The 14,183-nt window shown below is 59.9% G+C and carries 16 protein-coding genes and 1 pseudogene; 9 read left to right on the forward strand and 8 right to left on the reverse strand.

All coding sequences use genetic code 11. The features are described from left to right. Both AC4DF4_RS14890 and AC4DF4_RS14895 read left to right on the forward strand, forming a co-directional pair. Positions 1 to 1,048, forward strand: a 1,048-nt coding sequence (locus AC4DF4_RS14890; RefSeq protein ID WP_490048902.1) for a hypothetical protein, incomplete at its 5' end; no start/stop codon positions are given. Positions 1,049 to 1,390: 342 nt separating this feature from the next. Continuing rightward, positions 1,391 to 1,681, forward strand: coding sequence for a hypothetical protein (locus tag AC4DF4_RS14895; protein ID WP_490048903.1), 291 nt, complete (start codon positions 1,391 to 1,393; stop codon positions 1,679 to 1,681). Positions 1,682 to 1,818: 137 nt separating this feature from the next. Here the strand turns inward: AC4DF4_RS14895 and AC4DF4_RS14900 are convergent, their stop codons facing one another. From AC4DF4_RS14900 to AC4DF4_RS14915, 4 genes are all read right to left on the reverse strand, one after another. Next, the gene (locus AC4DF4_RS14900) at positions 1,819 to 2,091 is read right to left on the reverse strand and encodes a DUF2442 domain-containing protein (RefSeq protein ID WP_490048904.1); all 273 of its coding nucleotides are present in this window, start codon (positions 2,089 to 2,091) and stop codon (positions 1,819 to 1,821) included. Further along, positions 2,072 to 2,311, reverse strand: a complete 240-nt coding sequence (locus tag AC4DF4_RS14905; protein ID WP_490048905.1) for a DUF4160 domain-containing protein — start codon at positions 2,309 to 2,311, stop codon at positions 2,072 to 2,074. Before AC4DF4_RS14905 ends, AC4DF4_RS14900 begins: the two co-directional genes overlap by 20 nt. 94 nt (positions 2,312 to 2,405) lie before the next feature. After that, the gene (locus tag AC4DF4_RS14910) at positions 2,406 to 3,191 is read right to left on the reverse strand and encodes a hypothetical protein (RefSeq protein WP_490048906.1); all 786 of its coding nucleotides are present in this window, start codon (positions 3,189 to 3,191) and stop codon (positions 2,406 to 2,408) included. A gap of 66 nt (positions 3,192 to 3,257) precedes the next feature. Beyond that, entirely contained in the window at positions 3,258 to 6,443 is a 3,186-nt protein-coding gene (locus AC4DF4_RS14915; RefSeq protein ID WP_490048907.1) for a beta-propeller domain-containing protein, read from the reverse strand. A 137-nt stretch (positions 6,444 to 6,580) separates the two neighbouring features. Between AC4DF4_RS14915 and gcvT the strand changes: the two genes are divergently transcribed. Further along, positions 6,581 to 7,654, forward strand: coding sequence for a glycine cleavage system aminomethyltransferase GcvT (gcvT, locus tag AC4DF4_RS14920; RefSeq protein WP_490048908.1), 1,074 nt, complete (start codon positions 6,581 to 6,583; stop codon positions 7,652 to 7,654). 97 nt (positions 7,655 to 7,751) lie between these two features. Further along, positions 7,752 to 8,129, forward strand: a complete 378-nt coding sequence (gene gcvH, locus AC4DF4_RS14925) for a glycine cleavage system protein GcvH (RefSeq protein ID WP_490048909.1) — start codon at positions 7,752 to 7,754, stop codon at positions 8,127 to 8,129. Here the strand turns inward: gcvH and pgsA are convergent. Next, positions 8,122 to 8,721 carry a CDP-diacylglycerol--glycerol-3-phosphate 3-phosphatidyltransferase gene (gene pgsA / locus AC4DF4_RS14930; RefSeq protein ID WP_490048910.1) on the reverse strand — a complete coding sequence of 200 codons (600 nt, stop codon included), beginning with the start codon at positions 8,719 to 8,721 and terminating at the stop codon, positions 8,122 to 8,124. The two genes, gcvH and pgsA, sit on opposite strands and share 8 nt — an antisense overlap. A 100-nt stretch (positions 8,722 to 8,821) precedes the next feature. On the opposite strand from pgsA, the gene gnd reads away from it, so the two are divergent. The 3 genes from gnd to AC4DF4_RS14945 all read left to right on the forward strand — a co-directional run bounded on the left by gnd (position 8,822) and on the right by AC4DF4_RS14945 (position 11,049). Then, complete coding sequence (gnd, locus tag AC4DF4_RS14935) at positions 8,822 to 10,240, forward strand: decarboxylating NADP(+)-dependent phosphogluconate dehydrogenase (protein WP_490048911.1); 1,419 nt, start codon at positions 8,822 to 8,824, stop codon at positions 10,238 to 10,240. A 173-nt stretch (positions 10,241 to 10,413) separates the two neighbouring features. Next, positions 10,414 to 10,701: a hypothetical protein gene (locus AC4DF4_RS14940; RefSeq protein ID WP_490048912.1), complete on the forward strand. Its 288-nt coding sequence runs from the start codon at positions 10,414 to 10,416 to the stop codon at positions 10,699 to 10,701. Between the two features lie 99 nt (positions 10,702 to 10,800). Next, a complete protein-coding gene (locus AC4DF4_RS14945; protein ID WP_490048913.1) occupies positions 10,801 to 11,049 on the forward strand; it encodes a hypothetical protein in 249 nt (82 codons plus the stop codon). A 24-nt stretch (positions 11,050 to 11,073) separates the two neighbouring features. On the opposite strand, the gene AC4DF4_RS14950 is transcribed toward AC4DF4_RS14945, so the two are convergent. The 3 genes from AC4DF4_RS14950 to rpsT form a co-directional block, all read right to left on the reverse strand. Then, positions 11,074 to 11,625 (reverse strand): DUF1802 family protein, encoded by a 552-nt coding sequence (locus AC4DF4_RS14950; RefSeq protein ID WP_490048914.1) that lies wholly within the window; start codon positions 11,623 to 11,625, stop codon positions 11,074 to 11,076. 12 nt (positions 11,626 to 11,637) lie between these two features. After that, on the reverse strand, positions 11,638 to 11,868 hold the full coding sequence (locus AC4DF4_RS14955; protein WP_490048915.1) for a hypothetical protein: 231 nt from the start codon (positions 11,866 to 11,868) through the stop codon (positions 11,638 to 11,640). Positions 11,869 to 11,946: 78 nt separating this feature from the next. Further along, positions 11,947 to 12,210 (reverse strand): 30S ribosomal protein S20, encoded by a 264-nt coding sequence (gene rpsT / locus AC4DF4_RS14960; RefSeq protein WP_490048916.1) that lies wholly within the window; start codon positions 12,208 to 12,210, stop codon positions 11,947 to 11,949. Positions 12,211 to 12,399: 189 nt separating this feature from the next. On the opposite strand from rpsT, the gene AC4DF4_RS14965 reads away from it, so the two are divergent. Next, positions 12,400 to 13,512 (forward strand): DEAD/DEAH box helicase, encoded by a 1,113-nt coding sequence (locus AC4DF4_RS14965; RefSeq protein WP_490048917.1) that lies wholly within the window; start codon positions 12,400 to 12,402, stop codon positions 13,510 to 13,512. Between the two features lie 71 nt (positions 13,513 to 13,583). Beyond that, positions 13,584 to 14,183 (forward strand): annotated as a pseudogene (locus tag AC4DF4_RS14970) (hypothetical protein); the annotation flags it as partial.

Consider the following 14,183-nt stretch of genomic DNA (forward strand, 5'->3'; position numbering starts at 1 on the left):
CGTGGGTCACGCCACGGGAACGTGCCGCACCAAGTTGCACTCGGAAGCGGCTTTTTGCTGCTCCATGCGGGGCGGCGAAGGAATCGCCCGCGCGATTCAATACAGTTACTTCCAAGACAAGGACACGGTGGTCCTGCCCTTTTATTCGAATGGCACGGCGACGCTGCGGTTTGCGGAGGGAACTTGCAAAGTTCGCCAGGAGACCGGCTATCCGCACAAGGGCCAGATGCGACTGGAAGTCCTCGAGAGTGAGGTAAACAAGAAAAAGAAGTGGCGCTTCCTCGTACCTTCGTGGGCAGTGAAGGACAGTTTTGAGATCCGCGTGAACGGCAAGAAGGCGGAGCCGCGCCTGGCCGATTCCTTTGCCGGAATCGAGGTCCCGCTTGTTGCTGGCACCGTTGTCGAGGTAGCCTTCCAGCAGGAGCGCGGACCGCGCCCGGCGGTGCAAGCCGAGCTGGCGAAGAGGGCCACCCGATATTTCGATGGGCCGCTGCTGTTGGGTTCGTCAACGGAGAAGGCCGATGAGCCGCTCATGCCGATTCTGGACCTGTTTGCGGTGGGCGGCAGCGGCGGCGAGCCCTGCGTCTACTTTCCAAACGGGAAGACGCAAGCTGTTGCAAAGGTTGCCGCCGACAGGAAAACCCCGAATCTGGCAGACACGGCGCAGGTCTTTCGTCGTGATCTGCCGCCTGCCCCCTTGCCCCGGGAAATCGCCAAACTTTTCAGTGCGCTTAAACAGGATAAAACATGGGTAATCTCTGGTTTTGCCTGGTCCGGTCCGCAGCAAGTGCAACAGGTCGTGCTGCAGTGGCCGGAATCAGGGGCGATGCCCGGGCCCGAAGCGATCGAGTTGCGCTGGTCGGCTGCTGGCGAGGCACACACGGCCGCACAACCGGGCATCATCGGGAACGGCCGCCAGTGGGTCTACACGCTGGGCAAGGCACCGGAGGGCGCCACAGTTGATGGCTTCGTCCTTGTGGCAAAGCGCGCCGGGGGGATGCCGCAGGCCCTCGCCGTCCCCAGCATCGAGATCCCTAGCAAGCCATGAGTCTCACTCCTCACAAGCCGAGGTTGGCGCAAGCCGAGCATCGCGGTCGGCGCGCGGTTTTCCAGACAAAAGGAATCCTGTATTCATTCATTAGAGGATTTTCTATCCAAACATTCCTGGGAATATGTGACATGCGTTGTTCTGCCCTGATTTTATCGGCTCTGCTGGTGCTGACGGTGCCCGTCTGGGCGGCGCCGGAGAAGGCACCGAGCAAGCTGGTGGTATTGCCGTGAGAGACTGGCACTTGAGGACTCGGGCGATTGGCGGACAGGGTGTTCGCGACGACGACACCCGTGCCGGCCGGCTCGCTTGGCCGAGTGGAGCACGACGAGCTTCGATACAATGAAGTCGCCACGCGCGTCATTGAGGGGGGTAAATCCTCCGCCCGCCGATATCGGACTTTTGGAACGACTGGCTGAGTTCTTCGGTCTATCGGGGGACAGCAAGCTGGCTCTCATGGACGAGGCCGCTCTCCAGCGGCGCGAAATTCCCGCCGATGTGGCCGGTCATGCGATTCTGCAACGGACGCTTCCCGCTTTCTTCCGTGCGGCTCGCGGCCATGAACTCACGCCGCAGGAGCTGAACAGCCTCGCCGAGGATATCAGGAAGCTGCACACTGCAGACAGCGAGTAAGTGAAACCACCATGGAGCATGTTTGGCAGAAAATCGAAGAGCCGACCTTTGACCTTTGACTTTGAGACTCTCTCCTACCCCAGTCCGTCGCTTTAATTCATAGAGTTGGTATTAGCCGTGCGGCGAGCGGGGAAAATTTATTTCCGGGGCAACTGAAAGCGTCCGGCCAGGATTCCGGGCACAGTGATGTCCTCGTCCAGTTCTTCCCAGCGGAGCGCGTAGCCATCGACTTCCAGCGCGACTTTTGCCAGCTGTTCGTCAGATGCATTGGCTAAAAGGCGGAAGCGGTCCGCCGGAAATCCGATGATCCGCCCATCGTGAAGTTCCATGTAGATGATGCGACCATCCGCCCACGCGCGGATGGCGGCAGCTTCAAAAGTCGCGGTGGATTCAGCGAGCGAGGTGTTCATAGTAGGCTTTCTTCAATGCTTGTTGGTGCTCAAAAACCAAAGGTTCGATGCTGCGGAGATCATGCGGCTTCACGCCCCGGTTGCTTGCCAGGAAGATCGAGGGCTCTAGCCAGAATTTGCATTCGCCATCGGCGGTCCGGACGTGGATGTGCGCAGGCTCTTGCCCTTCATCGGAATAAAAATGAAACCGGAATGATCCGATGCGCAACACCGTAGGCATGGCAAAAACCTATCACCGGAAATCTCCGGGGCGAGGCTTTTTGAGCACGATGCCCGCTCCGGCGTTTCCCCTCCGGTCGCCATTCCCCTCCACCTCACTGCGGCAGGTGGTCGCCGCAATACTCCTCGCCGTCGTGGCCGATGCGGAACTCGTCGTGCGGGTGGGAGACGTCGGTTTTCTCACAGATGACGCAGGTGTGAAAGGCCTCGGAGGCGGGGGGGGGCGCGGCGTTGAAGCGCTTTTTCCGCTGGCCTGACTCGATCGCCCGCGCGGTGCCGCGCAGCGCGGGAATCCCGGCCCAGATGAAATAATTCGTGAAAGCGACGAGGAAAAACGGTAGCAGGACCGGTTGGCCGGCGACGTTGAGAAGAATACCGGCCGCCATCAGAATCCCGAGAAAGCGCACCTGCACGGGGAGGATGAACAGCAGCAGGATTTCCACCTTCGGGAAAAGCGTGGCGAAGGCGAGGAAGGCCGCGCCGAACAGCGCCACTCCGCTCGACGGGATGCCGACCGGATAGACGAAATTCGCCAACAACACGAGGCCGATGCCGGTGTAATAGAACAGCGACGCCTTGAAACTGCCCCAAGCGTTTTCGAGGCCGTCACTGACCATGAAGACGAAGCTCACCGCAAAAATCAGCAGCAAGAGGCTGACTGGATTGAAGGTGCCGAATTGCGAGCCGGCGAAGAACATCGTGGCGACCCGCCAGATTTCCCCGGAGAAAATCTTCGCCCGATCAAATTCGAAAAGCTGCCCGATGTCCGGCCGGATGATCTGCAACACGAAGACGAGAACGTGGAACAACGCGTAATAGCGGAGGAATCCGGGAAATGCCAGCCAGCCGAAGCGGCGCTCCAATCGATCGAAAACAGTCATGTCGGCGGGGAACATCGCGGCTTCGCGCCGATTGACAAGCGCGGCGAGAGCGGAAGAGACCGGTTTTTAACGATCCAAACGCTCCGTGCCGTAATCCCCGAAAGGAACCAGCAAATCTCCGTCGGCGGCGACGGAAACTCGGCCCAAGTCAAAAGTCCAAGTTGGGAAATCCCACACCTTCGCCGCCTCGTCCTCGGCACCGGCGGCGAAGATGGAATCCCACTTGGTTCCGGTAAGTGTGCCCTCGGTCCAGCGAAGGTCACTTGGCTGCCAGCCGATCTTCAACGCTGGCTCCCTGATCCAAGTCCCTGCATTACCCAGTAGGTGCTTTTCCACTCCGTCTGCGGCGGTAATATAGACGCGCCTTCCACCAACTGCGGAAATCGCATCTGCGGGCTCCGCGAGGCTGGCGACCAAGAACGCGTCAATCCCATCGCTGGCGCTGACTTGGACGGTCTTGGCGCCCTGACTCTCGACCGTCCGGGTGAATGCCAAAAATCCCTTGGCATCGAGCTCGCTGACGGCGAAGAGCTCCCCAGGCAGGTCGATTAGCGGCCGAACGACTGGGGTCCCCGAGCTTGCGACTTTGATGACCGATACGGATTGGTAGGCTTGATCGGAGTCAAGCCACGGACCGGAATCGCCATCCCTCCACCGGGTGATTCCCGCGACGACCAGCCCGTTCGCCGCGTCGCAGGCGTTGTTTAACATCGATCCCGAAGGTCCGAGATCAACAGGGGTCTGGGCGACCGGGGCCTCTGGCAGCGAGACGTCGAACACCAGCAATTGCGGGGCTTCCCGCGGGAGCCAGTAAGGCTGAATCTGGTAAGGTTTAACCGAGGGTTTGTTTTTCAAAGAATTGGCGGTGGCCAGGAATCTCCTCTTCGGAGAGAACGCCGGCTTGGGCTCAGCCATCACGGGCATTGGCATGACAGTATCAACCGGATACATTCCAAACCAATGGGAATATTGATAGCTGATCGCCACGGCGGGGCGGTTTGGCTGAGGCCAGAGCAAGCGGTCGCCGACCAGTTGGGCACCGGATTTCGGATTCACCGAGCAAGTCCCCAGCAGGGTCAGCGCGGGGGCGGCCGAAGCGTCGTAGATGTCGAGAATCAGCTGGTTGGCCTGGTTTCCTCCATCGCCCATGAAGCGCGCCCAATAAATCCAAGGCGACGCGGTCCCGATCTGCCGGAGGACATACAACTTGCCGTCGCGGTATTCCGCGGCCTTGACGGTCCCCTCGCCCAGATCGGTCTCCGACAGAATCGCCTCAGGCAAAGTTGCCGGAGACACCCGCAAGGTCGCGCGTCCGCCACGGAATGATTGGCCGTCCTCGATCTGGAACAAATGACCGCCCACTTCCAGAACCCGATCCACGGGCCAAGCGAGCGATACATTGGAAAGCGTCGCCGGAGCATCGCGGTCGGAAACATCGGTGATGTCCATCACCCGCTGCGAGATCGAAACCACGGAGTTGCCGATCAGATCGGCACGGCGCGCGTCGAATTCATGGGGAATGAATCCACGAAGGCGCAAATCACGATTCGCGAGGTCGATGTCGAGCAATTGCACACCCGATTGCCCGATCGACCAATAGTTGGCGGAGAGAGGGATCATTGCCAGCCCGGCATCCGGCAGGACTTTCAGCGCCTTGTCATTCCACACGGCTTCACTGAATGATCCCGAATCCCCGAGATTGATCCGGCGAAGCAGTTTCGGGGCTGCGGGGTCCGCCACATCAAAAAGCGAAGCGGCGACTCTTTCTGACTCCATACCTATGGAAAACAGCAGGTCGCCGATGGGCTGCAAGTAGGAAGACCAACCAGGAACCTCAATATGGCCGGCCACGACGGGATTCCGGGGATCGGCAAGGTCCACTACCCACAGCGGATCGGTTTGCATGAAAGTCACCACATAGGCCTTGTCCCCCGCGAAGCGCGTCGCATAGAGACTTTCGCCGTTGGCCTCGATCAGTTCAATCCGACCGAGGACACGATTTTCGACCTCCATCGCATGAATACTCTCCGGTGACCAGGCACGGAAATTTTCAATGATCGTTTTGGGGACCCAGCCCGAGTCACTGCTGCGGTGTTCTGAAATGGTGGTCAGCACGTTGTTGCTCCACTGGATCCTGAATTTGTTCGAAATCACCCCTTCGGTGCGGATTTCTCCGGCCATCTGGACCAGGCCTGTCGGACGGATCGCAAAAACGAACACATCGGAAGCATTCCACAGCCCGTGCGGGCTGGTCGTCACCGCCAGCCAGTCGGCTCCCGAGGAAATCAGCGGCCCATTACCTTCAATCAATGTTTCGCCAGCTGCCAATGGCGGCTGGTTTTTGGAGAGTTGCCACTCGGTCAGACGGCTTTGGGAATTCCACTCGGTGGTGGCCAGAACCAAGCGGTTGCCCACCAAACGACTGTCGGCGAGACTGCCTGGAACGTCTTGAGTGAAGGTGATTCCAGCCTTGCCCCCAGCGACCTTGACGAGATTAATGCGCGTCCACGGGTCGCCTCCCGCCGAACTGCTTTGAGTCAGAAGAACCACCGTGCGATCCCCTTGGGTGCCGGGCAGCAGATAGAGATCCTGACCGACTGCGGGGAGCCGTAACGAAGCTGTCAAACGAGGATCCGCAGGATTCGCCAGATCAAGCACCTGCAAACCGCGCAGCTGGTTGAAAAAATAGACGGTGTTTCCCTCCACCTTCCAGATATCCGCCTCAACCGGAATTGCAGTGGGCACTTGCTCTTTGACTTCGGTGTCCTGCATCATCAATGGTAGCCTCCGCATGTAATCGAGCCCCATGGCCGCGGGACGGGACGCGCCAGCCGACTTGACAGGGCCGAAGGTCTTTTGCCCCTGATAAAACTTCGCTGGAAATTTGTCGCGAGACATTGTGCCCCCCACATACCAGCCGAGCGCTCGCCATTGAGTTTTCCGATCATTGCTTGGCAAATGGAACTCGACCATGCCGGACACTCCGCTTTGCGAGCTCACCTTCCGCCAACCGCCCGGACGTTGGAAACGGTATAAGGAGACGCTTTCAAAACCCTCGGCTACCGTCACGACCGCGGTCTGGCGATCCGTTGAAATCTGAAGTTTCAGGGATTTCAATCGGCCCTGCGCCGCGCTGAGTGGGGGGGAAGTCCCCAGAAAAAACACAGCGGCCATTAGAAACAGGAATAACCGCTGCAATATGCAAACGGAACGCAAACAATTCAGACGACGGGTTTTAATGGGGAAGTTCATTGCCGAAAAAATTCAAGAGAAGACAAATCACATCTCTTCTAATGTAAAGGATTTAGTGATTCTTCGCGCCTGCGCAATCCGACGGTGTATTCTCGCGCCGATTGACAAGCGCGGGTCGTGCTTTCAGTCTCCGCAGCGTGATTTCCGAAATCAAAAGCTCTCCGCTCGAAGCCGCCCACGTGGCGCTCGGTGCCAAACTCGTCCCCTTCGCCGGTTGGAACATGCCGGTGCAATACACCTCGATCATCGACGAGCACACGGCCGTCCGCACCGCCTGCGGGATCTTTGACATTTCCCACATGGGGCAGTTCATCGTCAGCGGGCCGACCGCGGCGGCGTGGCTGAACGGTTTGCTCACCAACGACATCGCCAAGCTCGGCATCGGCGAGGGGCAATACACGTTGATGCTCAATGAAGTCGGCGGCGTGATCGACGATTTGATCGCCTATCGGTCCGGCGCAACGGAGTTTTTCCTGGTGGTGAACGCGTCGATGATCGACGAGGACTTCGCCTGGATGGCGGCGCGGCAGGACGCGAATGTGACGCTGCGCAACGAGAGCGATCTTTGGGCGGGCATGGCGATCCAAGGGCCGGCCGCGGTGGAAATTTTCGCCAAGGTTTTCCCGGGCGAAACGCTACCGCCGCGCAACGGAATCATGACCACGGCCACAGGCTCGGTGGTTTGCCGGACCGGCTACACCGGCGAGGACGGCTTCGAATTCTTCAGCCCGGCCGCCGAGGGCATCGCCTGGTGGGACAAATTTCTCACCGCCGGAGCGAAACCCTGCGGCCTCGGTGCCCGTGATTCGCTGCGCCTGGAAATGGGCTATCCGCTCAACGGCAACGATCTTTCCCCCGAGCGCACGCCGATCGAGGCCGGGCTCGGGTTCTTCTGCGCGCTGGAAAAGGGCGACTTCATCGGCCGCGACACGCTCGTCCGCCAAAAGGCCGATGGCCCGGCGGTGAAGCTGACGGCGCTGCGATATCTGGACAAAGGTCCGCCGCCGCGCGCGCACTACCCGGTTCATTCCGCCGACGGCGCGGTGCTCGGAGAACTCGCGAGCGGTGTGCTTTCGCCCTCGCTGATGACCGGCATCGGCATGGCCTACATGCCTGCGGAGTTCTCGAAAATCGGGACGCCGCTGCAAATCGAAGTCCGCGGACGCCTGTTCCCGGCGGAAGTCGTCAAAAAGCCGTTTTACAAGAAATAGGCCGTATGGGACCTATGGGACCTATGGGACCTATGGGACCTATGAGACCTATGAGACCTATCATTTCCAAGCCATCAATAATCCACTGACTTACCCTATGAACACCCCCGCCGACCTCCGCTACGCCAGCTCCCACGAATGGGTTCGCCTTGATGGCGACATCGCCACTGTGGGCATTTCCGACCACGCCCAGGAAGAACTCACCGACGTCGTCTTCGTCGAGCTGCCCGCCGTGGGCCGCGCCGTGGACGCGGGCGATCCGACTGCCGTGGTGGAATCCGTGAAAGCCGCCAGCGACATTTACGCCCCGGTCGGCGGCGAGATCGTAGAGGTGAATCCCGACGTCGAGGCCGATCCCTCGCTCGTCAACACCGATCCCTACGGCAAGGGCTGGATCTTCAAGCTCAAGGTGAAAGACGCGGCCCACGTTTCCAAACTGATGGATGCCGCGGCCTACGCAGAGCAGATCAGCTAGATTTCGTTTTCAGCAAGCCACGGCCGCTCCAGACGTAGTTCCAGCCGGAAATCACGGTGAGCGCGACGGCCGCCCACAGGAAGACCGGCTGCACCCAGCCGCCTTCCGAAGACGGGCGCGCGAGATTGCCCAGCCACTCCAGCCCGGCGACTTGTTTCTTCGCGTGCTCCGCGGTGAGCCAGATCAGGCCGGTGATCAGATAGGCGAGCTGGAAGGTGGTTTTCCATTTGCCCAAACCGTCGGCCGCCAGGACCTGGCCGGCCTCGATAGCGATTTGGCGCAGGCCCGTGACCAGAAACTCGCGGCCGATGATCAGCGCCGTCACCCACACCGGGCAGAGGCCTTTTTCCGTGAAAAACACAAACGCCGCGCTCACCAGAATCTTGTCCGCCAGCGGGTCCATCAGTTTCCCCAGCGGCGTCACCAGCCCCATTTTCCGCGCCAGATAGCCGTCCACGAAATCGCTGACCGCCGCCACGATGAAGAGCACCAAGCCCGTGCCATAACCGGTCAGGGAGCTTTGCGAGACTGCCACCACGAAGGCGGCGGTCATCACAAGGCGCGAAAACGTGATCGCATTCGGTAAGTTCACGCGCGCAATGTGGGAAATGCATGGGCGGATAGCAACAAGGGGTTGCGCCAATCCGCCATTCCTCCTACATCATTGCCCGCCCATTCAACGGCACCTTATTATGAGCAATAGCGATTTCGGACTTATTGGTCTGGCCGTCATGGGCCAGAATCTCGTTCTCAACGTGGAATCCCGCGGCTTCCAGGTCTCGGTTTACAACCGCACCACCTCCGTGACCGACGAATTCGTCGCGAAGCACCCGGACAAGAAACTCGTCGGCGCGAAGTCGCTCGAAGAGTTCGTTCAGTCGCTCGCCTCGCCGCGCAAGGTCATGATCATGGTGAAGGCCGGTGCGCCGGTGGACGCCGTCATCGAGTCGCTCATCCCGCTGCTCGACAAGGGCGACATCATCATCGACGGCGGAAACTCGCTCTACACCGACACCGAGCGCCGCGACAAGTGGCTCGGCGATCTCGGCTTCCGCTTCATCGGTGCCGGCGTGTCCGGCGGTGAGGAAGGTGCCCGCAAAGGCCCGTCCATCATGCCCGGCGGCCCCGCCTCCACCTGGGAGGTCATGAAGCCGATTTTCGAATCCATCGCCGCCAAGGCCGAGGGCGAGCCCTGCGTCTTCCACATCGGACCCGGCGGTGCCGGCCACTACGTGAAGATGATCCACAACGGCATCGAATACGGCGACATGCAGCTCATCTGCGAGGCTTATAACATTTTCAAAGCTGCCGGCTTCACCCCGGACGAACTCGCCGAAGTCTTCACCGAGTGGAACAAGGGCGATCTCGAAAGCTACCTCATCCAGATCACCGCCGAGATCTTCAAACAGAAGGACAAAAAGACCACGAAGCCGCTCGTCGATCTCATCCTCGACACCGCCGGCCAGAAAGGCACCGGCAAGTGGACGCTCATCAACGCGATCGAAAACGCCGTCGTCGTCTCCACCATCAACGCCGCCGTCGAAGCCCGCATTCTTTCCTCGATGAAGGACAAGCGCGTTGCCGCCAGCAAGATCCTCAAAGGACCGAAGCCCGAGATCGACGTGAAAAAAAAGAAGCTCGTGAAAAAAGTCCACGACGCGCTCTACGCTTCCAAGATCATCTCCTACGCCCAAGGTCTCGACCTCATCACCGCCATGGGTGCCGAAAAAGGCTGGGATCTCGATCTCGCCAAGATCGCCGCCATCTGGCGCGGTGGTTGCATCATCCGCGCCCGTTTCCTCAACGACATCACCCAAGCCTATCGCAAGAATCCGAAGTTGGAGAACCTCATGCTCGCCCCGTTCTTCACGGACCTCCTCAACGGGTTCCAGGAAAACTGGCGCGAAGTGATTTCCATCGCCACCCTCGCCGGCATCCCGGTTCCGGCGTTCTCGGCCTCGCTCGGTTACTACGACAGCTACCGCAGCGCCGTGCTCCCCGCCAACCTGCTACAAGCCCAGCGCGACTTCTTCGGCGCCCACACCTACGAGCGCACCGACAAGAAGCGTGGCGAGATGTTCCACACCGACTGGCCGGACGTCATCGGCTGATTCAACCGCAGCTAGACCCTTGCCTTTGTTTGAAGCCCGGTCATGCGCGAGACTTCCGCTTGGGAGACGTCCCACTCGCCGCGCTTTTCGCGGAGGGTTTTCGCAAGGAAGTTAGGCAGCTCGATCACCAGACCCTCCCGACTTGATAGTCGTCGATGATTTCGTCCACGGAGATGATTCCCAATCCAAGGCGTTTGGATGTCGAGCAACCAGCCTGTCACGGTGGTGGCGGTCACGGGGCGTTGAAGGTTTTGGCGATTTCCGCGTTGAGCGCGGGGGCGTCAACGTTCGCGACCATTTTAAATTTCCTGCCTTTGAGTCCACCGATCCGAGTTTTGCCTCAGTATTCGTCCACCGCGCTCAGCCTGACCACCGGCTTGTCGCGCCGGGCGCTGATGACCTCCTCGCCGCACTCTGCCGCCGCGATCAACCGGGAAAGCTGCGTTTTGCCTCAAGGATGATGACTTGCATGACGGTGATAACTTAGCCAAGTAGCCTAGGATGAGCAATTGGAATCTTTCTTGGTTCCATGCTCACGCGGCGTGTGACTGGACCTCACGTTGGGCTCGTTCGCGATTCTCGCGCTCGCCGCGCATCAGATCGTCGTCCAACTGGAGGCGGAGCTGGAGATGTGGCGCGGCGGTTTGAATGCCTTGGACCTGCCATTGCCGGAGGGGATCGCGTCGCCGCAGTATTTCAAGACCCTGCGCTCCTCGTGGATTCACCAACATGGAATCGGTGGTGCCCAAGTGCAGATCATCGTGCGGGAGATCGAACTGAAGAGGCGGGAGCTGGCGGGGAAGCTTTGATTCCGAGGTTTTTGTATTGATCGCTTATTTGAGACTCTGATTCAAGGCCGCGAAAGCCTCGTCCGCGAGCACGGGCCGCGCGCTGTCTCTCCAGCCGGCCGGCGGCTCGGGGAGATTCACCCAACTGCGGCAGCCGCCGTATTTCGCCTCGTAGGGAAATTCCCAAGGCGTGGCGAGTTCGCGGACGCGAACCAACGCGAGATGAATGCTGCCGGAGGCCATGCCTTTGCCCTCCCAATCGAAGCGGTCGCGCACCGTTTGCTCCGAGTAGATATGGAGCGGCTCCAAGGCCCCGACCTTTTTCCAATCTGTCAGAGTGATCGCCCACAGCGCCTCGGCGTGGTGGGTGATCCCGATCACATCGCCCGGCTGCCACTCGGGCAGGACTTTCACCTCACCTTCCCGGACCTGGTCGGCCAAGGCGTGGAAGCGGGTGGGGAAGAGGAAAAAAGATTCGTGGGCGAAGGAGAATCCCTGGCGTCCCTCATGGATGCCGCCCTTGCGCAGGAGGATCGACTGCCGGCCCGATGCCAAGGCGTCGCAAACCACCTGCCACTCTTTGAATCCGATAGGCACGCTCATTTGAAATCAGCCCAAGTCATCGGCCGTGACCGAGGTTTGCTCCCTTGATCCGAGAATCCGGGCCTGGAGAATCACCCGCTGGGGCGACGCGTCGAAGCGGTAGCTGTGACAGTTCGGGCAGAGCGCGGCTCCACTTCCGACAATCGAATCACAGCCCTCGCAGACTTTGTAGCCTGCGGGATTGGCGGCGATCTTCGCGGCGGCGGCCGCACGGTTCGGTGGTGGAGATTCGGGCATGGTGGCTATGAAAAAAGCGGCACCGGTGACCCGGTCCGCTTGTTTCTTTGATTTGAATGAAACCGGCTGACGGGTCGATCAAGCGATGCCTGCGAGAGCCTTCGCGGTCTTGCTCTTCAAGTTGGCGGCCTTGTTCGGGTGAATCAAGTTGCGCTTGGCGGCCTTGTCCACGACGGAAGAGAATGCGGAGCTTGCTTCGGCGGCAGCGCTTTTGTCACCGGAAGCGATCGCGGTGAGGGCTTTCTTGCGGAGCGTCTTCATGCGGCTCTTTTCAGCACGGTTACGCTCGGTCCGGACGACGGTTTGACGTGCGCGCTTGATTGAAGATTTGTGGTTGGCCATGGTCGTATTGTAAAAAATGGGTCGCTTGGAGGCGGGCGGGGGAAAATAGGAATTTGGGCGCAGGTGTCAAGCTCGTGTTTCAGAGTTTCCGCAAAACCCAAAATTTCATGGCTCGTCATCCTTGATTGAACCGCACAAGGTGCCCCCGTCACCCGTCCAAGCGGGCGAATAGCACTAGAAAACACGACGTTGAAGACTTTCAAAGAACTCGGCATTCCCGCCAACCTGATGCAAGGGCTTCAGGAGCTCGGCATCATTCATCCCACCGAAATCCAGGACAAGGCGATCCCGTGGCTGCTCGAAAACGGCGGCGACCTGATCGCCCAGGCCCAGACCGGCACCGGCAAGACCGCCGCTTTCGGCCTGCCGCTGTTGATGAAGATGAACCCGAAATCGCGGGAAATCCAAGGGCTCATCGTCGCGCCCACCCGCGAGCTGGCGAAGCAGATCGGCAAGCAGCTTTTCCGCTACACCAAGTTTTCCGAGAAGATCTTTGTCGAGGTGCTTTGCGGCGGCGACGACTTCGACAAGCAGGTTGCCTCGCTGCAACGGCCGACCCACATCGTCGTAGCCACGCCCGGACGGCTGCTTGATTTGTTCCAGAAAAAGGCGTTGACGCTGATCAACGTGAAGCACCTGATCCTGGACGAGGCGGACGAAATGCTGAGCATGGGCTTCAAGAAGGAGTTGGTGAAAATCTTCGGCCTCACCCGCGCGCGGAAGAGCACGTGGCTGTTTTCGGCGACCATCCCGGACGCCATCCACGGCCTGATCAAGGACTGCATGTCGGAAAAACCGCACCTGCTGAAAATCGACAAGGCGCACGTCGTCAACCGCGACATCGACCACCAGTTCAAGATTTGCAGCCGCGACGAGAAGACCGAGTTCATCGCCGGTTTTCTCAAGAAACAGCAGGCCAACCGCGGCGTGATTTTCTGCCGCACCAAGGCGGGCGCGATCATCCTCGGCAAACAGCTCACCACCAAGGGGTTTCCGGTCGATGTCCTGCAAGGCGACCTCACCCAGAAGGAGCGCGACACCGTGATGCGTTCCTTCAAAAAGGAGCGCACCCAGTTCCTCATCGCCACCGACGTTGCCGCCCGCGGGATCGATGTCGAAGGGCTTTCCTTCGTCATCCACCACCAACTCCCCGAGCAGATCGAATACTTCACCCACCGCAGCGGCCGGACGGCGCGGGCCGGCAAAAAGGGGGTTTCCCTCGCCCTGATCGAGCCCCGCGAACGGCCGAAAATCACCAAGCTGGAAACCGATTTCGACCTCTCCTTCAGCGAGGTCCACTGAGCGGCCTCACGGCGGATTTTTAAAAATCGGCAAAAATCTGGTTTTCAGCTGATTGAGACAAATTACTGAACATGTTCTGCGCCTTCGGGCACAACTCGCGCATGGCCACATCCCGCTACCGCGTCCCGGCAATGTCCGAACAGCATGTCCTTGAGTATGTGCGCGTTCGATTGATCGATCCTGACGATGCCATCGAACGTGATCGTTACCGCGCGCTCATCGAAAAACATCACTATCTCAATAGCCGGTTGTTCCGTGGCACCTGCTACAAGGCGCAGGGCTGGAGATTGTTAGGTGAGACCAAGGGGCACGGGCGCGCCCGGCAGGATTACTACACCACCCACAACCGCCCCAAGCAGCTGTGGGTGCGCGAACTGCGTCCCAAGGCCTGTGCCACATTGCGGGCCGCCCGCCTGCCCGCCGATTTGCAACACGTCGAGGACGCCGTCATTCCACGCGCCGATCTCACGATGGTTGGAATCCGGTGGCTGTTAGTTTTGTGCCGGCAGGTTCCGGATTGGCGGGCCAAGAAGGGCAAAGACTACTCCTTGCAATGCCTCCTCTCCATCATGGTCATGGCCACCCTGGCCGGAGTGGCGCGGGGCCAGCGCGACCTGGCAGCTTTCGCCCAGGGTCTCACCCGGTTCCAACTCCGCGCGCTGGGCAGCTAC

Source organism: Luteolibacter sp. (assembly GCF_058122085.1).

What these genes read in the sequence shown, in the direction of transcription:
- AC4DF4_RS14895 (WP_490048903.1), top strand. Translation starts at nt 1,391, where the DNA reads ATGAAGTCGCCACGCGCGTCATTGAGGGGGGTAAATCCTCCGCCCGCC.
- AC4DF4_RS14900 (WP_490048904.1), bottom strand. Translation starts at nt 2,091, where the DNA reads ATGAACACCTCGCTCGCTGAATCCACCGCGACTTTTGAAGCTGCCGCC.
- AC4DF4_RS14905 (WP_490048905.1), bottom strand. Translation starts at nt 2,311, where the DNA reads ATGCCTACGGTGTTGCGCATCGGATCATTCCGGTTTCATTTTTATTCC.
- AC4DF4_RS14910 (WP_490048906.1), bottom strand. Translation starts at nt 3,191, where the DNA reads ATGACTGTTTTCGATCGATTGGAGCGCCGCTTCGGCTGGCTGGCATTT.
- AC4DF4_RS14915 (WP_490048907.1), bottom strand. Translation starts at nt 6,443, where the DNA reads ATGAACTTCCCCATTAAAACCCGTCGTCTGAATTGTTTGCGTTCCGTT.
- gcvH (WP_490048909.1), top strand. Translation starts at nt 7,752, where the DNA reads ATGAACACCCCCGCCGACCTCCGCTACGCCAGCTCCCACGAATGGGTT.
- gnd (WP_490048911.1), top strand. Translation starts at nt 8,822, where the DNA reads ATGAGCAATAGCGATTTCGGACTTATTGGTCTGGCCGTCATGGGCCAG.
- AC4DF4_RS14940 (WP_490048912.1), top strand. Translation starts at nt 10,414, where the DNA reads ATGATTCCCAATCCAAGGCGTTTGGATGTCGAGCAACCAGCCTGTCAC.
- AC4DF4_RS14955 (WP_490048915.1), bottom strand. Translation starts at nt 11,868, where the DNA reads ATGCCCGAATCTCCACCACCGAACCGTGCGGCCGCCGCCGCGAAGATC.
- rpsT (WP_490048916.1), bottom strand. Translation starts at nt 12,210, where the DNA reads ATGGCCAACCACAAATCTTCAATCAAGCGCGCACGTCAAACCGTCGTC.